Annotated in this window: 14 protein-coding genes; 3 read left to right on the plus strand and 11 right to left on the minus strand. The window is 58.5% G+C overall.

Annotation, left to right across the window (positions count from 1 at the left end):
- Nucleotides 1-211: 211 nt before the first annotated feature.
- The 9 genes from ASC93_RS30185 to ASC93_RS23770 form a co-directional block, all read right to left on the minus strand.
- Nucleotides 212-1,558 carry a glycosyltransferase family 4 protein gene (locus ASC93_RS30185; RefSeq protein WP_082548300.1) on the minus strand — a complete coding sequence of 449 codons (1,347 nt, stop codon included), beginning with the start codon at nucleotides 1,556-1,558 and terminating at the stop codon, nucleotides 212-214.
- 149 nt (nucleotides 1,559-1,707) lie between these two features.
- Complete coding sequence (locus tag ASC93_RS31120; protein WP_157202096.1) at nucleotides 1,708-2,784, minus strand: hypothetical protein; 1,077 nt, start codon at nucleotides 2,782-2,784, stop codon at nucleotides 1,708-1,710.
- A 188-nt stretch (nucleotides 2,785-2,972) separates the two neighbouring features.
- The gene (locus ASC93_RS31125) at nucleotides 2,973-3,494 is read right to left on the minus strand and encodes a DUF6817 domain-containing protein (RefSeq protein ID WP_157202097.1); all 522 of its coding nucleotides are present in this window, start codon (nucleotides 3,492-3,494) and stop codon (nucleotides 2,973-2,975) included.
- Nucleotides 3,495-3,504: 10 nt separating this feature from the next.
- A complete protein-coding gene (locus ASC93_RS30190; protein ID WP_157202098.1) occupies nucleotides 3,505-4,074 on the minus strand; it encodes a 2OG-Fe(II) oxygenase in 570 nt (189 codons plus the stop codon).
- A 517-nt stretch (nucleotides 4,075-4,591) separates the two neighbouring features.
- Nucleotides 4,592-7,090, minus strand: a complete 2,499-nt coding sequence (locus ASC93_RS31130) for a DUF6531 domain-containing protein (protein ID WP_157202099.1) — start codon at nucleotides 7,088-7,090, stop codon at nucleotides 4,592-4,594.
- 927 nt (nucleotides 7,091-8,017) lie between these two features.
- Entirely contained in the window at nucleotides 8,018-9,697 is a 1,680-nt protein-coding gene (locus ASC93_RS23755) for a long-chain-fatty-acid--CoA ligase (RefSeq protein WP_056448419.1), read from the minus strand.
- 173 nt (nucleotides 9,698-9,870) lie between these two features.
- A complete protein-coding gene (locus ASC93_RS23760) occupies nucleotides 9,871-11,553 on the minus strand; it encodes a long-chain-fatty-acid--CoA ligase (protein WP_056448428.1) in 1,683 nt (560 codons plus the stop codon).
- Between the two features lie 208 nt (nucleotides 11,554-11,761).
- Nucleotides 11,762-12,886, minus strand: a complete 1,125-nt coding sequence (locus tag ASC93_RS23765; protein ID WP_056448431.1) for an aminopeptidase — start codon at nucleotides 12,884-12,886, stop codon at nucleotides 11,762-11,764.
- A 9-nt stretch (nucleotides 12,887-12,895) separates the two neighbouring features.
- Entirely contained in the window at nucleotides 12,896-14,977 is a 2,082-nt protein-coding gene (locus ASC93_RS23770) for a molybdopterin-dependent oxidoreductase (RefSeq protein WP_056448458.1), read from the minus strand.
- 119 nt (nucleotides 14,978-15,096) lie between these two features.
- Between ASC93_RS23770 and ASC93_RS23775 the strand changes: the two genes are divergently transcribed.
- Complete coding sequence (locus ASC93_RS23775) at nucleotides 15,097-16,296, plus strand: M20 aminoacylase family protein (protein ID WP_056448434.1); 1,200 nt, start codon at nucleotides 15,097-15,099, stop codon at nucleotides 16,294-16,296.
- A 3-nt stretch (nucleotides 16,297-16,299) separates the two neighbouring features.
- Here ASC93_RS23775 and ASC93_RS23780 read toward each other — a convergent pair whose 3' ends face one another.
- Entirely contained in the window at nucleotides 16,300-17,199 is a 900-nt protein-coding gene (locus ASC93_RS23780) for an NAD(P)-dependent oxidoreductase (protein ID WP_082548302.1), read from the minus strand.
- A gap of 140 nt (nucleotides 17,200-17,339) precedes the next feature.
- Between ASC93_RS23780 and ASC93_RS23785 the strand changes: the two genes are divergently transcribed.
- Both ASC93_RS23785 and ASC93_RS23790 read left to right on the plus strand, forming a co-directional pair.
- On the plus strand, nucleotides 17,340-17,888 hold the full coding sequence (locus tag ASC93_RS23785) for an acyloxyacyl hydrolase (RefSeq protein ID WP_056448437.1): 549 nt from the start codon (nucleotides 17,340-17,342) through the stop codon (nucleotides 17,886-17,888).
- Between the two features lie 96 nt (nucleotides 17,889-17,984).
- Nucleotides 17,985-19,430 (plus strand): DHA2 family efflux MFS transporter permease subunit, encoded by a 1,446-nt coding sequence (locus ASC93_RS23790; protein ID WP_056448440.1) that lies wholly within the window; start codon nucleotides 17,985-17,987, stop codon nucleotides 19,428-19,430.
- Between the two features lie 4 nt (nucleotides 19,431-19,434).
- Here ASC93_RS23790 and ASC93_RS23795 read toward each other — a convergent pair whose 3' ends face one another.
- Nucleotides 19,435-21,825, minus strand: coding sequence for a penicillin acylase family protein (locus tag ASC93_RS23795; protein WP_056448443.1), 2,391 nt, complete (start codon nucleotides 21,823-21,825; stop codon nucleotides 19,435-19,437).
- Nucleotides 21,826-22,013: the final 188 nt, after the last annotated feature.

A 22,013-nucleotide genomic window follows, 5' to 3' on the forward strand; every position in this document is an offset into this window, starting at 1 on the left:
TCAATATCAATTTATCAGCTTTTGAGCGGAGAATTCGGATTGCGCCAAATTGACACTCGGGCTCACATAAGAACGAATTTACGACATCGAGAAGCTCTTGCATGAGATGCCGCGCTCCAAGGGTGAGCATTTTCATATATTACCTCAGCCACGAACAGATTCTTTCCACTACAGGCAAATGCGGACAGGCAAGAGAATACTGTCCCCTGCATCAAACACAGCTTAAACCACTTAATGCCGCTTCGAATTTCCGCCCCTCGCTATCGATGCTAAATGATTCCACAATTGTGGCACGAGCATTTTCGCCTGCAAATTTTGCAAACTCAACATCGACCAAAGCCCGCCTCATCGCATTCGCGAGGCTTGATGAGTCACCAGCCAGAAATAACAAGCCATTGATCCCATCAAGTACAAGCTCTTCGATCCCGGATACATCGCTAGTCACAACAATAAGCTTCATTGCCATGGCCTCTTTGATGCTATTCGGCAACATATCGCGATCGCCGTCCGGGGCCACTAAGCAAGGAAGTACGAATACATTTGCCTGGTCTAGAATCTTGACGATCTCATTTTGAGTACGAGGCCCGATTGCTTTGACAAAATTGTCCAATTGAAGAGATCGAATCTGTTTGTCAATATCGTCCTTAAGCGGGCCATCCCCAACAATCGACAGTTTGAATAACAGACCTTCTTCTCTTAGTATTGCACACGCATCGATCAAAATATGGAGGCCCTTTTTGTGCACTAATCTAGCCACACATACGATCGAATTGTTCGGACTCTTTTGCTGCCACGACGGATTAAATAAACCGACATCGATGCTGCTATGTATTACTTCCATTCCTCTCATTATTCTGAATTTTGGCGTCAAAATCCTCTTATTGTATTCAGATATTGCAAAAACCTGGGAAGCATGTTCGATCAGTGACTCGCGTATTCTCCCATACCTCTGATCTTTGACTTCAGCAAAAATATCCTTTGAACGCAACGTAACCGTATAGGGTACCCAAGGATACTGCGTCGTTATAATCTTGGTCTTTACAACGTCCCATGGGAAAAGAAAAGGACAGTGAATATGGTCCGGCTCAAAGATTTCGTCTTTGGTTGACAGATGGTGCCGGGCCGCCGACAGATTGCCAAACCTATACGAGCAAACGAGCAATTCATATAACAACTTAAAGCCAATAAGACAGGCCCTGACGAATGGCGCGCGAACTTGCCCCTCGTATTCTGCTTCGGATTTTCTTTGTAAAATATTTTTTTTTGGAAAATAGCTTATAAAGAAAGAAGCTCGAAATTCTTTAGACCGCAGCAATTTCCACGCTAAAGCCGCGATTGTTTTCAACCCAGCCGCAGCGCCCGGACTTCGGCATTCTTCATATCGGCAAAATTGAAGCAGACCGCTTTGAACAATTTTATCATTCATGAACGAAAAGTCATGCCATCGCGAATATATCCTTAAATCATGACCCATTCCCTGCAAATAAAGAAGCTCTTCCAAAATAAACGTTTCCGAATATTTTGGGAAAGTATTTCGGATATATGCTATTTTCAACATTTTCAATTCGAAATATGGACACTAGAGAGATCACTATATAAGCAACCTCCTCAAATGATATTCAGCCCCTCCGAGGAGCCCGTAGGAAATATATGTGATAGCAGATCAATATTCTCTCACTCGAAATTAATGACCGCGCTTACGATAGGTTAATTTAACAATATCCGCGCAGCAAAGTCTGGGGCATTCGTTAATTTCCAACGTCCTGGAAATGCCTGTTTTGGCCAAGCTTGTACCGCTTCCAAAACTTCGGTCCATTTCTCCGTTCGGGTAACAATATGAATATTAAGGCCTAGGCGTCGTAATGCGCTACATGCAAGATATTGCTCAGGATGCATAGGGAAGAATATCATGCGGATGCCCTTCTCTAGACAATGTGCAGCTGCTCCCGTTGCGCTATGCCATAGGGCGATATCAATCTCACTGGAGAGTTGGTCTAAACGATACATAACTGAGGTTGATATCGTACAGCCGGCAGCTACCAATTCAGACACAACGCTCGCCGGAAAATCTGGCAAGTATGCAACGACTTCATATCCGAGTCTTATGGCGGCTTGAAGAATTAGTAGCGATGCCGGATGCGAATATTTTAGATACGCAAAAAGCTTCCTCGCACCATTTTTCGGCCAAATAGGCAGTACGCCTCCACCGACGGCTTCAATTTGACCAAGATGCCGCTCGGGGGAATGCATCGAAAAATGATTAAAATCGCACCAATTTCTGTACCAAACGTCCCCTTGGAATAAATGAGAAAAAGAGCTTAACGGATTTAAACGTAAGCGAACAAGCCCCTCATTTATAACCGATAAGGTTCTTGTCTCGGAAGCAGCTAGCTGTTCGGTTAACACCTCAGGACGTATTGCCGGCATGAATCCCGTCTTCTCGTTCGGCATAGGCGGCATCGCAAAGCCGCTATCAATAGAACGAACCTCGATAGAGAGGCTCAGCGCAGCGAGTCGTGCCGTCGGGGCAGACTCACAGAAAACCAGATCCGCTTTGACGGTCGTGAGAATTGCCCGCCAAGCGACCAGCAGAGAACTTACCTGTTCGGAGGTACTGTAGCCAGTATTGTGAAGTATATCAGCGTGATTGATGGCAAAAATTGGATTCGACAGACGAGGGAACCGTGGTGCCTCAAACCACGTGACCCCGTACGGTTCGAGAAGTCTTGGCGCATGTGTGGTGTCCTTGAGAATGCAGGTCACACGATAGCCCATGATGACCATTTGTCTACTCAAGGCCGCCAACGGAACAATATGGCCCAGACCGTCACCTAGCTCCCAACAAAAAACAACATGTAGCATCTATTATTTCCCCCTATATGTTCTTTCCGGAAAATATAGATACCAAAAGCTAAGCTGACAAGTTAAGCAAATATACTGAGCGCACGGTTCATTCTTTAGCATTGTTCGAATCAAAAATATTCGCCGCACAGAAACGATACGACGCCTTGTCGGACGCGGTCAGAGGTCAACATTATGTTTACGTCAAACTCGTCGACTAGGTCAGAAAGAAACTGCTCGCCACTTTTTTGATCTATTAAATTAGCGCATTCAATCTCGATTAACTGAGATAAAGTAAAGTCGTCCAGGACGTAGAATTGACCGTCGAAACGACTTACAACTCCCCCATTGTATATGGCCTCGATCCAACTAGATGGGCGATTAGCAAGATGAAATAGGAAAACAAGACGTTCGGCGCGATCGCCAATCAGCGCTCTGAGCCGTTTTCTATGAGTGATTTGAAGAGCAGAATAACGAAAGGCGTTTGTTCCATAAATACTGTGAAACAGGCCGGCGACGCATACTGCTTCGTCAGCTCCCCATTTCTGAAGCAACTCATGTGTGCCGTGAAGATGCTCCGCTAAGGAACGGCGGCCGTGACGTATATCCGTAGTTCCGCAGCGGTAAAGAAATTCCTCAAGGTGCCTACTCACAGATAATCCTTCACGCAAGCTGCGTTTTTATGACAATCGAAACTCGTAGTTCGGGGCATTCACGGCTGGGCGCCTGTGCTTTGTGAAGAATTGATCCGGGAAATAAAACGATTCGACCGGGTTGCGGCGATATCGATTTAATGACTTCATCGTCGTCCGAATAAAACGTTATATCTCCCGCCCAGTTCTTCCTCCAAATATCGTGGGCATAGTATATCGTTGTAAAATAATTTTCTTCATCTGTGCTGTCTGCGTGAATATGGCCTTCGACCCCGTATGTATGTGCATTAGCATAAACTCGTAGCGGGATGTGTCCACGCAACTGATCTTTAGATAAAATTTCCCATAATGCATGAACTGGTGAGGCAGCAAGATTATTCTTTAGTTCCGGCAGGCAATTTTTTCTACTTTTGCCGTCACCACCGGCGAAATGAGCGTGCCAAAAGCAATAACGGTCGTGATTTGTGTTCGACCTCCAACCGTATCCCCATATTGGTCGCCGGGCAAGTTCGGTCAATTCGTTTCGAAGATCATGTGGAATCGCATTATCAATTACGTTAATTTTGTCGTTTACGAACATAAAAGGATTCGTCATATAAATAACAAGATCTTTCTTTTCAAAAGGCGCCGCTACTCACTTTTCCTAATTTCGTCCCTGACGATACCAATATGAAGCAACGACGGAAATCAATGAAATTATTCCCGCGCAAACAAACGCCATTATGGACGGAGGGTAGAACATTGTTACCCACAAAATACAAGCACCCAACATAAAACTCAAAAACACCGCGATCTGTCTTTTTCGCAACCTTCCGAGCTCGATAATTGCAGCGACTCCTAGAAAAATCGAAGTGATGCTACCGTTCCGCAGTAGGGGCTCGAAACTTAGGCTGCCAGTTATTCGGTACACAACCGCCTCGCTCGCGATAAGAGAAAGCAACCCAACCCCGCAAAGCGCTTTGATTTTCCAGGAGAATTTAAGATCCATGATAACAAAACCTGCGAGATTGGGTTAGCCCTAGTATTATCGTCCAGTTACTTCCGACATACTTTTTGGTTTGGATATTTTAGGCGGTTCGAATCGATTTGAGATTGCCTTATTGGCAACGCGCATAACAAACGTTGGGAATATTCATCACGCAGTTGTCGTATGACGCCTGCGCGCCCACTTGAGCAGCTTGATATGCGGCTTCAGCTACCACTATGCAGGCCAGACCCAAGACAACGGTTGCGGCGACAAGAGCGCAACTAACGTCCGCAGCTGTATTTATAATAAATGCCTGCTGCAAAGCAGCATCAAGGGTATTTTGGCACATCTGTTGGTTAGAAGAAGTGCACGCGTCACAGCTAGCGCTTCCACTATCGCCGGTGTCTCCAGGGCCGCTACCGTCACCGATACCGATACCGCTATCGCCCGAATCACTAGTGTCGTCACTATCGGTATCGCCGGCAGGAGGCGGAGGCGGGGGCACATAAGGATCGCCCGAGAGGATACCGTCGCCACCATAGTCGGTGGTAGAGTATGCCATCAACATAGGGGCGACAGTTGTGGTGGTAGGGTCGCCAGAGGATTTTGTAGCCTCTGCCACGAAATATTGAGAGAGGCCGGAGAAGGATCCGAAGAAACCAAAACCGAACAATGGATCCTTCCACTCGTCCTCAAACGGGACTCCTTCGACAGTGCTTGAACCGCCTTGTTGGTACGCAAACAGCAGCGCTTCGCCATTTTCTCCCCTGGCAATGTAGGTACCGTCGGCACCCACCATGCGCGTAGCCTTCCCGGTCGCTGAATCGTACTCGACATCGAACGTCCGCTGCTTCGCATCGATCCACCGGATAAGTTCGCCGCTTGCGCCGTAGACGAAGTTTCTTGCCTGACCGAAGGAGTTCGTTAACAAAGATATACGTCCCTGCGCATCTCGGACTGCCTGTGCCCATTCGCCAGCCGTATTGATAATTTTCGTTAATGCGCCTCGAGCATCACGTTGAAATGAAAATTGCCGGCCTAAAGAATCCGAGAATTCTAAGAGCAAGCCTTTCGCATCTCTCGTCGCATTTGCGCGATATCTGTTTGCCATTTTCTCTGAAATGACAGCGCCTGCTTTATCGTACGCATAAGTTGCGGATGAGTTTTTATACGAACTATCCACTTGCGCAAGACGCCCTTCATCGGTGTACTTGAAGCGACGCGAATGTTTTTTCCCTTGGATCTCCGACAATTTGCCACCTTCACGCACGGCAGTATAAGTTCGTGCTTTCCTGTCACTTTGTGCGGCGATGACTTGCCCGAATTGATCGAACTGGTATGTTGTGCTGCCTGCCGCGTCAGCGGTGCCAATAAGCGTTCCACTGTCGTCGAAATCCCATGAGCGTCTATATTTCCCGTTATCAATGGACGTAAGCTGGCCCGTTTTATTGTAGGTGTATTGATATTTCTTCTCACCGCGGCTCATTGAGACTCGATTGCCGAGCTCGTCATATTCTAACGATAAGGCGACCGAGTTCTTCTCTGATTGCAGCGATACTAGCTGGCCATCCAAATTGTGCGCTAGCCGAAGCTCGGTCGTGCCTTCGCATCGAATCTTGGAATTGCTAACGTAGCCCGATGGATATAACTCGTAGTCGTACTGAAAGTGCCCGGCAATCGATGTGGTTTCGCTTACGCGAGAGTTAGCGTACTTTACATTGAGAGCGACTGTCCCACATGGATCGGTTATGCTCGCAATCCCCGACACGTCGTTCATAACGGACCATTTTGCTCTCACCACGTCTTGCCACTGTATAAGGTCCTCTCCGGCGTAGCTGAATACAACCGTACGTCCCGCGCTATCCTCCAGAGAACTGAGCGCGCCGTCTTTTGACCAGTTAAAATCTATTTTCAAAGTGTTATTCTGATTGGCAATAGACTTTAATTTTCCGGCTTTGTCTCGCTCAACATTAACGCGCCCAAGCTCCTTAAAATCAATTGCAGACAATCGGTAGATTCCGTTCGTCTTTTCAAAGATTCTTGTGGCACTTCCACCGACTTTCTCGACTAATTCATTGTCGCCGTTTTTTTCAATATTTTTATGAGCAGTGAGTCCCGGCTTAATGTTTTGAAACTTCAGCCCAGCAATATCACTCTGGAAATTGATTACGTCGCCGCCAGCGGTATATAACGTGAGCCCGTTTTCAGTGGGCAATATGTAATCATCGTAATTGCTTGCCCAACCTCGTCCCAATCCGGTGTTCTTGAGATTTTCGCTGTTATATATCCTGTCAAATCTTATCGGCGGCATTCCGTGAAGCACCAGATCTGTTATGCTAAAGACTAAGCTTCCGGTTGATGACTCGACATAATTCACAGGAACGCCAGCCCGTGACGAACGGGACATAGGATTTAAAACCCTCGGCAACGATACATTTTTTATGAGCGGAGCGGAGTCGAGGATATTTGAAAAACTTAATTTCGCGCGACCGACATTCACACAGCTTGTACAGGCTGCCGCAGTGGCTCTATCAAGCTCTCCAGATTCTTGCGCGAAACCAAAGTTATCGAATCCAGTCGCAAGTATTGACGAAACGACTGCTTTTAATGTTTGTCTACGGGTAACCATATTCTCTCTTTCAAGATTTTATTAGTAATAATGCACCGGAAATTACGCGGATTGATTAGTGCTTTAGCCCGACTTCGTTCAAAGGTATTGCTACTTCGCAGACCGAGAAAAGTTTGCAAAAACTCCGAAGACGAACGCATGGTCTAAAGGCCCGATCAGTGACAGTTGCGCTCTTCCTCGAAGAATTTATTTACCCCGCATAAAACGCACTTATTTTTCCCGTCTTCATGCTTTTTACGACTAAAACTATACTTATGGAGCATTCTGGAATGCTATCTAAAAGTAACATTACAAAGATTTAATCTTCATCCTATTTAAATGAATTTGGCGCTTGTATGTTAAACGGTAAGCAGGTGCGGTAAAGTCTGAAGTCTGGCAGTTCTAGAAGCAGACCGGCGCGTGCAGTTTGGTACGCGCTGGGGTGTTGGAGCCCGTGACTGAGTCGAAAGCGCAAGCCCACCGTACTGGTCTTCCTGATCCCAAACGGTTACGAGCGCCGGCACTGGTCGAGCTCGCATGCACAAGCAGGGGGGCCGGGGACCGTGTCTGTTACTTCAATGGTAGGCATCGATGTCGCCAAGGGTGGCGATGAACCCGCACATCAGGTTCGGCCGCAGCGACAAGCGCGGCTACATGCTCATGGAGATCACCCCGGGAGAAACGCACGCGCTTCATGGGGCTGGATGACCTGCGCGCCCCGAAGACTGTCCAGCGCTAGCTGGCGGCGTTTCGGGTGGGGGATGGGAAGCCGGAGGTGGAGATTACGACGATCTGGTAGGCGGCCCGCGCCTTGAACACGTCCCCGCGGGGGCGGGGGGATCCAATTTGCGTGCAGTACCGGCCCCCTGTAGAACTTGGGCCCCCGCCTGCGCGGGGGCGACGGTTTTACCTGCGGTCGCGTAAACGGTTCGCGGCCGCGCGTCCCGGTTACGCCGGCTGCTTCTCGTCGCGCAGCTCGCGCCGCAGGATCTTGCCGACGTTCGTCTTCGGCAGGCTGTCGCGGAACTCGACGTACTTCGGCCGTTTATAACCGGTCAGCTGGTCCTTGCAATACGCCAGCAGCTCTTCCTTGGTGAGCCCCTTGTCCTTCTTGACGACGTACAGCTTGACGGCCTCGCCGGAGTGCTGGTCCGGCACGCCCACGCACGCCACTTCCAGCACGCCCGGGTGCGCGGCGACGACGTCCTCGACTTCGTTCGGGTACACGTTGAAGCCCGAGACGAGGATCATGTCCTTCTTGCGGTCGACGATCTTGACGGCGCCGGTCTCGTTCATCACGCCGATGTCGCCCGTCTTGAAGAAGCCGTCCGCCGTCATGACCTTCGCCGTCTCGTCCGGGCGCTGCCAGTAGCCGGCCATCACCTGCGGGCCGCGCACGGCGATCTCGCCGGCCGTGCCGAACGGGACTTCGTTGTCGGCTTCGTCGATGATGCGCAATTCCGTCGACGGCAGCGCATAGCCGATGGTGCCCGTGAATTCCTTGATGTCGCAGCGGTTGGCGGCGACCACCGGCGACGTCTCCGACAGGCCGTAGCCCTCGACGATCGGCGCGCCCGTCACCGCGAGCCACTTGTCGGCCACGACCTTCTGCACGGCCATGCCGCCGCCCGGGCAGACGAGCAGGCCGGAGAAGTCCAGGCCGGCGAAGTCCGGATGGTTCAACAGGCCGTTGTACAGCGTGTTCACGGCCGGGAAGACGTTGACGCGGTAGTTCTTGAGCTCCTTGATGAAGCCGCCGATGTCGCGCGGGTTCGGGATCAGGATGTTGGTGCCGCCCGCGCGCAGGCCCATCAGGGCGCACACGGTCAGCGCATAGATGTGGTACAGCGGCAGCGCGCACACGAATTGCGGCGTCGCGCCGGCCGGGATCTTCGCCAGCGTCGGGGCGAACCAGGCTTCGTTCTGCAGCATGTTGGCGATCACGTTCCTGTGCTTCAGCACCGCACCCTTCGACACGCCTGTCGTGCCGCCCGTGTACTGCAGGAAGGCGACGTCCTCATGGCCGCACTCGACGGGCTTGCGCGCCAGGCGCGCGCCTTCGGCCAGCATGCGCTTGAACGGCACGGCCGACGGCAGCGACCACGCCGGCACCATCTTTTTCACCGTGCGCACGACGAAGTTGACGAGCAGGCCCTTCACGCCCAGCAGGTCACCCATGCTGGCGACGATGACGTGCTTGAGCTTCGTGTTGGGCGCGACGTCCGCGACGGTGTGCGCGAAGTTCTCCAGCACGACGATGGCTTCCGCGCCGGAGTCGTTCAACTGGTGCTGCAGCTCGCGCGCCGTGTACAGCGGATTGACGTTGACGATGGTGTAGCCGGCGCGCAGGATGGCGGCCATCGCCACCGGATACTGCAGCACGTTCGGCAGCATGATCGCCACGCGCGCGCCCGGCGCCAGTCCCTTCTGCTGCAGCCACGCGGCCATCGCGCCGGACAGCTTGTCCAGTTCCGCGAACGTCATGGACTTGCCCATGCAGGCAAAGGCGTCGCGGTTGGCGTACTTGCGGAAGGAGTCCTCCAGCAGGTGCGTGAGGGAGCGGTACTGCGTCCAGTCGATGTCCGCAGGTACGCCCGCCTCGTACGACTTCAGCCAGAATTTGTCCATGTCATTGCCTCGCTTTTTTTTCGTTCAATTCAAATCGTGTGCGCAAAAAAACCGCCCGGCGGCGGCTTTCGTCACCCCCGCGCAGGCGGGGGCCCAAGTGCTGCGCGTTATCGCAATGCGTGCAAATTGGGTTCCCGCCTGCGCGGGAACGACGGTCGATGCGTTCCAGTCTGTTACGCCGCCTGCTTTTCGTCGCGCAGCGCGCGGCGCAGGATCTTGCCGACGTTCGTCTTCGGCAGTTCGTCGCGGAATTCGATGTATTTCGGTTTCTTGTAGCCGGTGAGCTCGCGCCTGCAGTACTCCATCAGCTGTTCGGCCGTCAGCTGCGCGTCCTTGCGCACGACGAACACCTTCACCGCTTCGCCGGAGTGCTCGTCCGGCACGCCGACCACCGCGCATTCCAGCACGCCCGGATGCGCCGCGATCACCGCTTCCAGTTCGTTCGGGTACACGTTGAAGCCCGACACGAGGATCATGTCCTTCTTGCGGTCGACGATCTTCACGTATCCGTTTTCGTCCATGGTGCCGATGTCGCCCGACTTGAAGAAGCCGTCCGCCGTCATGACCTTCGCCGTCTCGTCCGGGCGATTCCAGTAGCCCGCCATCACCTGCGGACCGCGGATCGCGATCTCGCCCACACTGCCCACCGGCAGCGGCTTGCCGTCGTCGTCGACGATCGCGATGTCCGTCGACGGCACCGGCAGGCCGATCGTGCCCGTGAAGCCGGGGATGTCGCAGCGGTTGCACGTGGCCACCGGCGCCGTCTCCGACAGGCCGTAGCCCTCGATGATATTGGTGCCCGTGAGCGCCTTCCACTTGTCGTTGACGGCCTGCTGCACGGCCATGCCGCCGCCGTTGGACACTTTCAGCCCGCTGAAGTCGACGCCCTTGAAATCCGGATGGTTCACCAGCGCGTTGTACAGCGTGTTCACGGCCGGCAGCATGTTGATGCGGTACTTCCTGAGCTCCTTGATGAAACCCGGGATGTCGCGCGGGTTCGGAATCAGGATGTTCAGCGCGCCCACGCGCATGCCCCACAGCGCGCACGCCGTCAGCGCGAAGATGTGGTACAGCGGCAGCGCACACACGATGGTCGGGAATTCGACGAGCGGCGGACGGCTCATCGCCGGCTTCGACCACGCCTCCGTCTGCAGGATGTTGGCGATGACGTTGCGGTGCGTGAGCGTCGCGCCCTTCGACACGCCCGTCGTGCCGCCCGTGTACTGCAGGAAGGCGACGTCGGTATTCTTCAGCTGCGCCGGCTGGAACGGCATCTTCGCGCCCTGCGCCAGCGCGTCCTTGAAGCGCACCATGTGCGGGATCGAAAAGTCCGGCACCATCTTCTTGACGTTGCGGACGACGAAGTTGACGAGCATGCCCTTGGCGCCGCCCAGCAGTTCGCCCATGCTGGCCACGACGACGTGGCGCACCGCCGTGTTATTCAGCACCTGCTCGACCGTGTGCGCGAAGTTCTCGAGCACGATGATGGCTTCGCTGCCCGAATCCTTGAGCTGGTGCTCCAGTTCGCGCGGCGTGTACAGCGGATTGACGTTGACGACGGCATAGCCCGCGCGCAGGATGGCGGCCAGCGCCACCGGGTACTGCAGCACGTTCGGCATCATGACGGCCACGCGCGCGCCCGGCTTCATGCCGCGGCTCTGCAGCCAGGCGGCCAGGCGCTTCGACATGCCGTCCAGTTCCCCGTAGGTGAGGAACTTGTCCATGCAGACGAAAGCGTTGTTCGCCGCATACTTGCGGAACGATTCCTCCAGCAGCTGCACCAACGAGCCGTACTGGTCGGGATCGATGTCCGCCGGCACGCCGGGCGGATAAGCCTTGAGCCAAATCTTGTCCATCGGTGCCTCTGTCTCCAGTGTCGTTATCGTTCTGAGCCCGGCAAGATCTTACCAATCGGACGCCCCCTGCGGCGACCAATTGGCGTCTTTTGTTCTATTTGACAGTACGACCTAAAAAAATCGCACGGTCGTGCTGATATTGATAAACAAGATGCTATCGGGCAGCGCGCCCGGACGCAAGCACTTTTGCGTAATTCGAACAACGACTCTATCGATCCTGTGGCCGCGTTTCGCTGCGCTGTACCATCAACGGCGCCGTCACGAGCGGCGGCACCATCGCGTTCAGGATCCGGTGGCGGTCGGCGCTGTCCATGTCGGCCAGGCGTTTGACGGCCCCGTAAAACTTCGGGAAGCTGCCTTCGCGCTGCAACAGGACGCGGAATGCCGGCACGAAGTCTTCGTAGGTCGCGATCGAGGCCAGGTGGGCATTCGACAGCGGCTGGTCGAAGAAGCGATCATACCCCGCGTAGCCGCCCCAGTTGCCCTTGAGGACCTGGTATTCGTCCTTGAGCTCCTGGAACAGGCGCACCTTGACGGCGCGCTTTGCGGCATCGCTGCGGTCGACGACGGCGTAATTCTGCTCCAGCGCCTTGCGGTACTTCATCAGCAACCCGAGGAAATCCTTCTTGCGGCTCCGGTAGCGCGCGTAGGCGTCGCGCATCTGCGGGTTGCCGAAGCGTTCCATCCAGCGCTCGACGCCGACCTCTTCCACCGTCGAGGCGAATGATTCGTTGAATTGCGAATCGCCCTGCGCGTACACGATCTGGTGCGCCAGCTCGTGGAAGACCATGCGCGCCAGTTCGCCGTCCGGGTAGTTGATGAACGTCGAGATCAGCGGATCGCTGAACCAGCCGAGCGTCGAATACGCGGCCACGCCGCCGACCTCGACGTCGTCGCCCGCATCACGCAGTTCCTGCGCATACGCCTGGGCCGCGGCCTTGCTGTAGTAGCCGCGGTAGTTCACGCAGCCGGCCACGGGGAAGCACCATTGCAGGGGCCGCAGCGACAGCTCGGGCGTGGCGACGACATTCCACAACACGTATTGCCGCTTCAGGGCCGCGTAGTTTTTGTAGCTGTTGTTGTCGGGTAAAGCCATTTCGGCAACTGCGAAGCGGCGGATCTGGCGCGCCGTCTCGAGGCGATGGCGCAGTTTGGTACTGGTGCCGGGGTCGGCGATCCAGTCATCGATCGGACGGGCGTCCGACAGGAGTTCAAGCTGGCCCTGGGCCGCCTGGGAGTAGTAGTTCAGCGTGGAACAGCTGGCCAGCAGCCCCGCCGCCGTGCCGGCGAACAGCACGGTGCGGAGCCACGGGGTAATCCGTGTAAGTTTCATATTTCCAGATCATGGTGCGGCCTTTTCAACCTGCACCAGCGTGTCGTAAAAGGTGGGCGCCCGGCCCATATCGGTCAGGCGCTGACTGGTGACTTCATTGGCGTTCTTGCCGTCGCTGGCGAGCTTCTTCCACCAGATCGACAGGCCGACCACGAGGCCGGCCCGCGCTCTGGCGGTGACCCGGGCGCGCGCGACGAACGCGCCCCGGTCGTTGAAGATGCGTACCATCTCCTTATCGACGATGCCGCGGGAAGCGGCATCAAGAGGATGGATGTCCAGGTGCGGCTCACCTTCCGTTGCGCGGAGGCTCTGGACATTGACAAAGGTAGAGTTGAGGAAGTTCCTGGCCGGCGGAGAAATCATCGCCAACGGATATTTCTGCGCCAGTTCGGGCGTGGAAGCGGCCGACTCGTGGTTCGGGATGTAAGTCGGCAGCGGATCGAGGCCATCGGCGAGCATCGAGCTCGAATAAAACTCGCACTTGCCGGACGGCGTGGGGAAACCGCCTTGCGCGAACGGCGCGGCCGGCATGTTCAGCTTTTGCCAGCCGGTGCGTTTCAGGGACGACCAGTCGAAATGGACCGCGCGCTCGTTGTTCACGTCGAACGCCTTGGCCGCCAGTTCGTCGTCCGTCTCGTCGAAGGCCGCATCCGTAAAGCCCATGCGTTTCGCGAGCAGGCGGAAGATTTCCGTATTCGGCCTGGATTCGCCCAGCGGCGCGATCGCCGCGTTATTCGCCATCATGTACAAGTGGCCGTAGGCGAGGTGCGCGTCGACGTGTTCCAGCTGCGTGGTGGCCGGCAGCAGGATGTCCGCGTAATCGGCGGTGTCGGTCTGGAAGTGTTCCAGCACCACGGTGAACAGATCCTCGCGCTCGAAGCCGCGCTGCACCTGCGCCGAATCCGGCGCGATCGCGAGGGGGTTCGAGTTGTACACGATGACGGCTTCGATCTTCGGGCCGAACGCGGGCGATGCGTCGCGTTGCAGGTCGGCGCCGATCGTGTTCATGTTGATCGTGCGCGGGAGCTTGCCGCGCAACAGGTCCGGGCGTTGCAGGACAATTTTATTGGCCGGGAACGTGCCCGACGTCGACAGCTGCACGCCGCCGGCCGCCAGGCGCCACGCGCCCACGAGGGCCGGCAGGCAGGCGATCGTGCGCACGGCCATGCCGCCGCCGTGCACGCGCTGCAGGCCGTAGTTCATGCGGATCGCGACCGGCTCGCCCGCGCGCGCCGTGCGGCCGTATTCGCGCGCGAGGTCGACGACTTCATCGACCGTGATGCCGCACGTCTGCGCCGTGCGTTCCGGCGTCCATTCGGCCACGCGGTCCTTCAATTGCGCGAAGCCGAACGTGTATTGTTCGATGTAGTCGTGGTCGAGCAGGTTTTCCTTCACCAGCACGTGCATCATGCCCAGCGCCAGCGCGGCGTCCGTGCCCGGCATCAGCGCGATGTGCTGGTGACATTTTTCTGCCGTGAGGGAGCGATAGGGATCGATGGCGATCAATTTGGCGCCGCGGCGCTTCGCCTCCTGCAACCGCGTCCACAGGTGCAGGTTCGACGCGATCGGGTTGCCGCCCCAGATCAAGACCAGCTTCGCATCCTGGAACTGTTCGGTATCCGTGCCGATCGAACCGCCGATGGTGTATTTATAGCCGGTGGCGCCGGCGTTCGCGCACACGGTGCGGTCGAGAAAGGAGGCACCGAGCGTGTTGAAGAAGCGCATGGCCATCGCCTCGCCCTGCACCAGGCCCATCGTGCCGCAATAGCTGTACGGCAGGATCGCCTGCGGGTCGCGCGCGGCGATGGGTTGCAGGCGATTCGCAATCTCGTCGAGCGCCTGTTCCCACGTGATGCGTTCGAACTTGCCCTCTCCCTTCTTGCCGGTGCGGCGCATCGGGTACAGCAGGCGGTCGGGGTGGTACGTGCGTTCGATGTAGCGCGACACCTTCGTGCACAACACGCCGGCCGTCGTCGGATGATCCGGATCGCCCTTGACCTCCGTGGCCACGCCGTCCTCCACGGTCACGAGGAGCGCGCAGGTATCGGGGCAGTCATGCGGGCAGGCGCCGCGGACGATGGTCTTGGTCATCGGATTCATCCAGAAAAGCGTCGATAAACCAGTACTTTATACGATTCCGGCGGCTGCCGTGGGGACCCTGGCATTGCACATGGTGGAAGGGCTACAATAGTTCAAAAGGAGAGAAACGAATGAGACTAGTCGAACCTATCCTCGCTTACCAGTCCGAGCTCGAAACGATCCGGCGCGACATCCACGCCCATCCCGAACTCTGCTACGAAGAACAACGCACGGCCGACGTGGTCGCACAACGCCTGACCGAATGGGGCATCCCCGTGGTGCGCGGCCTGGGCGTGACGGGCGTCGTCGGCATCATCAAGAACGGCACCTCCGACCGCGCCATCGGCCTGCGTGCCGACATGGATGCGCTGCCGATGCAGGAACTCAACACATTTGAGCACGCGTCGCGCCATGCCGGCAAGATGCATGCTTGCGGTCATGACGGCCACACAACGATGCTGTTGGGTGCAGCCCACTATCTGTCGCAGAACCGCAACTTCGACGGCACCGTCTACCTGATCTTCCAGCCCGCCGAAGAAGGCGGCGCGGGCGCGCGCCGCATGATGGACGACGGTTTGTTCGAGCGCTTTCCGATGGAAGCGGTGTACGGGATGCACAACTGGCCGGGCATCAAGACGGGCAGCTTCGGCGTCGTCGCGGGGCCGATGATGGCATCCAGTAACGAGTTCCGCGTCGTCGTGAAGGGCAAGGGCGCGCACGCCGCGCAGCCGCACCGCGGCATCGACCCGGTGATGGTCGCCGTGCAGATCGCGCAAGGTTGGCAGACCATCATCTCGCGCGAAAAGAACCCGCTGGACACGGCCGTGCTGTCGATCACGCAGATCCACGCCGGCAGCGCCACGAACGTCATCCCCGACGAAGCCGTCATGATCGGCACCGTGCGCACGTTCGCCACCGACGTCCTGGACCTGATCGAGCGGCGCATGCACGAGATCGCGGGCGGCCTCGCGGCGGGCTTCGGCGCCACCGTCGATTTCTCGTTCAAGCGCAATTACCCGCCCCTCATCAACCATCCGGAGCAGACGGCGTTCGCGGTGGAAGCCATGCGCGCGGTGGTGGGCGCGGACAACGTCGACACGAACGTCGAGCCCACGATGGGCGCCGAGGACTTCGCGTTCATGCTGCAGGAAAAGCCGGGCTGCTATGTCTTCATCGGCAATGGCGACGGCGAGCACCGCATGGGTGGCCACGGCCTCGGACCATGTCAGCTGCACAACGGCAGCTACGACTTCAACGACCAGCTGCTGCCGGTCGGGGCCAGCTTCTGGGCGAGATTGGTCGAGATGAGCCTGCCGTTGAAGCCCGCCTGAGGTTTACGGCAGCTGGTCCTCGGCCGTGCCGAGGCGCTTGCCGGGATTCATCCGTTCCAGCGCGATGAGGCCGGCGGCGTGGTCGGCGGACGGGATATCCCGTTCGATGGTTTCGTACTGCCGCGTCACCAATTCCGTCACGGGCAAGGTGACGCCGGCCGCGCTTGCTGCCGCCAGGATATTGCGCTGATCTTTCAGCTGCGTCTTGACCTGGCCGCCCGGCATGAAATTGCGCTCCAGCATGCGCTGGCCGTGGACTTCCAGCACGCGGCTGCCGGCAAAGCCTTTGCTGATCGCGTCGCGCACGGCGGCCGGATCGGCGCCGGCCGCTTCCGCCAGCAGCAGCGCTTCGGCCACCACATTGATCGTGGCGCCCACGATTAATTGATTGCACAGCTTGGCCACCTGGCCGCTGCCGACGGGGCCGACGGCCTTGGGATTGCCCAGCACGCGCAGCACGGGTTCGGCCTGCGCGTAATCGGCGGCATCGGCGCCGGCCATGATCGCGAGCTGGCCCGCCTCCGCGCCGCCCACGCCGCCCGACACGGGCGCATCGACGAAGCGGCAACCGGCCTGCTGCAAACGCGCGGCAAACGTCAGGGCTTCGTCCTGGCGCGTGGAACTCATGTCGATCCACAGTGTGCCCTTGGCGAGCGCCGGCAGGGCGCCGTCGATGACCTGGCCGACGATCGGCCCCGCTTCCAGCATCGAGATCACGATGTCGGCGCCGCGCACGGCGTCGTGCAGGTCGGCGTGCGGCGCGGCGCCCGTCGCGCGCAGGGCCTCGGCCTTGGCGGCCGTGCGGTTCCACACGCGCAGGGGATAGCCGGCCCGGGCCAGCCGGGTCGCCATCGGCTTGCCCATCAGGCCGATGCCGAGAAATGCCACTGTCGGTAACGTCATTCCATCCTCACGAGTATTCATTGACCATATTGTAACAATTGACAGGGTGCCTACGCCCCTTCATCGACCTCGCTACAATAGCGGTCTTGCCGTGACCTTGTGCTCGCACGGCTCCACTTTTATCGCAAAGGCGTTTGTCCATGAAAAAAATCATCCGTTCCCTGGCGGCCGTGGCCGCGTTATTGGCCATGCAGGCGGGCCATGCCGCCGACGGCATGTTCGATTCGTCATCGGTGGAAGCCGGCGGCGGCGAACACGTGCAGGTCGTCCGTCTCGCGGTCCAGAAGGACTGGAACAAGAGCTGGCTGCCGACCAGCGGCTACCACCTGTCCGGCTACTGGGACGCGAACGTCGCGTACTGGCGCGCCAACCAGTGGCTGGACGTGAAGGGCGAAAAGAAGGACCTGGCCGTGGTCGGCATCACGCCGGTGTTCCGCTGGGAAGCCGACAACAAGCTTGGCTTGTACGCCGACGCCGGCATCGGCGCCGCCGTGTTCTCCAGCGTGTACCGCAACACGCATCGCCAACTGTCGACCGCCTTCGAATTCGCCGACCACGTGGGCGTCGGCTATGTGTTCGCCAACAAATGGGAACTGGGCGCGCGCCTGCAGCACTACTCGAACGGCGGCATCAAGCACCCGAACGGCGGCGTCAACCTGCTGCTGCTGAAAGCCGCCTACCATTATTAATCAAACCGGGGTCAGAGCCCGATTTTGGGCAATTTCCAAAAATCGGGCTCTGACCCCGGTTCGGGGTTGTGGGTTTTATGTGACAATCGACTCCCGATGACCGATACCGACACCATCAAGCGCTACCTCCCCTGGCTGGTGGCGACTGCGCTGTTCATGGAGCAGCTCGACGCCACCATCGTCAACACTGCGGTGCCCAGCATCGCGGCCAGCCTGCACGTCACGCCGCTCAGCCTCAAATCCGTCGTCACCAGCTATATCCTCAGCCTGGCCGTGGGCATCCCGGTCAGCGGCTGGATGGCCGACCGCTTCGGCACGCGCCGCGTGTTCTTCACGGCGATCGCGATCTTCACGGTGGCGTCGGTGCTGTGCGGGCTGTCGCTGAACGCGCCGATGATGGTGGCGGCCCGCCTGCTGCAAGGGCTGGGCGGGGCGATGATGATGCCGGTGGGACGTTTATCGATCATTCGCACGTTTCCCAAGAACGAGCTGCTGGGCGCGATGAACTTCGTGATCCTGCCGGCGCTGATCGGGCCCCTGCTCGGGCCGACGGTCGGCGGCCTGATCGTGCACTGGACGTCGTGGCGCGCCATTTTCTTCGTCAACGTTCCGGTCGGCCTGCTGGCCCTGTTCCTCGTCTGGCGCCACATGCCGGACTACCACGGCGCCGAGCCGCGTCCGCTGGACGTGATCGGCCTGATCCTGTTCAGCTCGGGCACGGCGATCCTGTCCTGGCTGCTGGAAATCTTCGGCGAGCACACGCTCGACCCCATGACGGCCGGCCTGATGCTGGCGCTGTCCGTCGCCCTGCTGGCGGCATACGCCTGGCATGCGAGCGAGTCCCAGTTCCCGCTGCTGCGGCTGACCTTGCTGAAGGTGCGCACGTTCCGCATCTCGGTGCTGGGCGGCTTCATCACGCGCCTGGGCATCGGCGGCCTGCCGTTTTTGCTGCCGCTGCTGTACCAGCTGGGGCTGAAACTGGCGCCGTGGCAATCTGGCCTGCTGATGATGCCGACGGCCGCCGCCGCGATGGGCATGAAGCTGATCGCTCCCAAAGTGCTGGCGCGCTTCGGCTACCGCCAGGTGCTCGTGTTCAACACGATTTGCATCGGCCTGACGATCGGCCTGTTCTCGCTGGTGGGCGCGAATACGCCCTGGTACGCGATCGCCGGCATCGGCCTGCTGCAGGGCTTCTTCAACTCGCTGCAATTCTCGAGCATGAACACGCTGGCCTATGCCGACGTCGACCCCAAGGATTCGAGCATGGCCAGCACGATCGCCTCGTCGTTCCAGCAATTGTCGATGAGCTTCGGCCTTGCCGCCGGCTCGCTCGTGACGGCGTGGTTCCTGGGCCGCGTGCCGCAGACGGACCAGGTGATGGTCACCCGGGCGCTGCACCACGCGTTCATTACCCTGGCCCTGATGACGATGCTGTCGTCCATCGTCTTCGCCCGCCTGCGCCGCGGCGACGGCGAAAGCATCACCAGGAGCAAGGCGGCCACCGCGGTGGCCCAGGATCCGGCGCCGCTGTCGCAAGCCTGACGTATTACTCGGTCAGCGTCACGGTCGTGCGGTTCGGATCGGCCTTGATGCTGGCCTCGCTGAAGGGCAGCGCCGGCCACTCCTTGCGCGAATACGGCCCGAGCTGGTCCGCATAGTACGGCGACTTGGGATCGGTCGACTGGCCATACACGAGCAGCGCGTTCGCGACCGGGCCGGCATCGTCGAACGTCACGATCTGCACATAACTCGTGCCCCAGTAGACGTTGTTGTAGCCGGTGGCCGTCAGGCCCGTGCTCATCTTCAGCGAATTGTACGACCCGTCAAGATCGCCCACGCCGCCGTGCAGCGGCGTCCGCACGCCATTGCGCGTTTCGCCCTGGTAATCGCCCAGCTTGCCGTCGAGCGGGACGTTCAGCGACTGCAGCCGCAGCGCTGCATTCTTTAGCGCCGCGAACATGGCCGGCAGCGCAGCGGTCGCGACGCCGTTGGGCGTATGCACCGGGTCGGCCGGATCGAGCGGCACTTTCCATTTATTGGGAATCTGCGACGCCGTGTTCCAGAATTCGCGGAACAGCACGGCACCCCGGCTGTCGATGTTCGCGTGACGATCCCACGCGGCGAGGACGGTGCAGGCCTGGGCCAGCGTCGCGTCGTCCGTCGGGCAGGCCGGCAGCAGGTCCGGCAGCACGACCTCGGCGGCATAGATGCGGTCGGCGAACACGAGCGTCTGCAGGTCGGACAGCTGGAATTTGTGGCCTTGCTGCGCCAGTTCCTCGAACTGGATGAAGCCGATGCGCGTGCGCAGGCGCTGTTCGACGCGCGTCTTGCCGTACAGCGGAGAATATCCCAGCGGCGCCGGGCCGGTGAGCAGGGAACGGGCGTTGGTCAACCAGTAGCTGTCGTTCGAGTTCCCCACATAATCCGTGCGCAGCATCGAAGGCGCATTCGCGGGCGAGAAGATGCCGGCCGGCGCGTTGGCGTCCTGGCCCCACGCGCAGGCGCTGCGCGAGCCGTCGAACAGCACGAGTGCGGGCATGAGCAGGCAGCTTCCGGCGAACTTGTCCGTCGTGACGTTCGGGACGACGCTCGCATCCGCATACAGCGCGTTGCCGGCGCGGTCGGCCGCGATGGTGTTCACCCACGGCAGGCCGACGACGGTGTCCAGCGACGATTTGAGGGCCTGGACGCTCGTCGCGGTGCCGATCCCCAGCCACTGTTCGAGCATGCGCGTATTGCCGCGGTTCGGGTCGGCGAGGACGTATGCCGTGGTGCTGTTCCACGCCAGTCCCGCTTCCGGCTTGACGATCACGGCGCCCTGCTTGCTGAAGTAAAACGTCTTGCTGCGCTTCGTCGTCGTACCGTCCGGCATGAGGATGTCGACCGACACGGTCTTCGACGTCATCTTCGACCGTTCACCGTCCACGAGATAGGTCGTGCCCGTGGCATCGCCCGCATCGAGGACCAGTTTGAACGTCGTGAAGTGCGTGGCTGCCGTGACGGTGTGCGACCACGCGACATCCTTGTTGAATCCGATGACGACGGCCGGCATCCCGCCCAGCACGGCGCCCATCACATCGTAGCGGCCGGGCACGGTCAGGTGCGCCTGGTAGAAACGGTCGGTACTCGTCCAGGGGAAGTGCGGATTGCCGAGCAGGAGCCCGTGTCCGCTGGCCGACAAATCCTTGCCGACGGCCAGCGCGTTGCTGCCGAAGCCCTGGTGCACCACTTTATCCAGCCGCGCGAGGAGGAAGGCCGGATCGAGCTTGCGCTGCGGCCTGCGCGACGCCACCGTTGCGTTCCCATCACGCGCCCCGGCCACGACTTCCTTCGCGAACACTTCGCCCGACGCGTGCAGCGCCTTCTCGGCCAGGACGAGGTACATGTCGTCGACCGTCATCGGTTTCACCCATTTCGCGTTGTTGCACGCCGCGGGATATTTGCCGCTGTTGTCCTTCAGGTAGCGGTTGTAGCCGGCGACATAGCCTTCCAGCAGATCACGCGGCTCCTTCGCCCCTGCGGCATAGCCGGCGCGCAGCTGGTCGACGTCGAGATAGCCCTTGAAGAAGAAGTCGCTGTCCTCGTTCTTGAGGTCCATGAAGCCGCTGGCGGCACCGTATTCGTCGTCCTTGCGGACCGTCGCATGGGCGTCGCCGCCGAAGAATTGCGATCGTTCGCCGCGTACCGTCAGCAAGGAATCGGCAAACATGCACAGGTTATCCTGCGCATAAGCATAGGCAAGGCCATAGCCGAGGCTGCGGAAGTCCGCGGCTTTGACGTGCACCACGCCGTGCGTCGTGCGGGTGACTTCGGCGCTGAACTGGGGTGGTGGCGTTGGGATGGACGACGGATCGTCGCTGGCATGGTGGCCGCACGCGGCGAGCGTGGCGCCCAGGGCGACAGTGGCGATTGCAGGAAAAACCCGATTGAAGTACATGCGGCTCCTTATAGGTAGATAAGCATTCGGTCAGCCAACGATGCTAGCTGTTTTTGCTTTTTCCACAACTACTGGAATACCAGCTTGTCAGGTTTCGATTTTTCCGATTCAAATATATTTTTTATTGCGCACCAAAGCAAAAAGCCCGCTCAGTATCAACTGAGCGGGCTTCTGCATATAACTAGCCT

Source organism: Massilia sp. Root335, assembly GCF_001425685.1.
GTDB classification, from domain to species: domain Bacteria; phylum Pseudomonadota; class Gammaproteobacteria; order Burkholderiales; family Burkholderiaceae_D; genus Telluria; species Telluria luteola.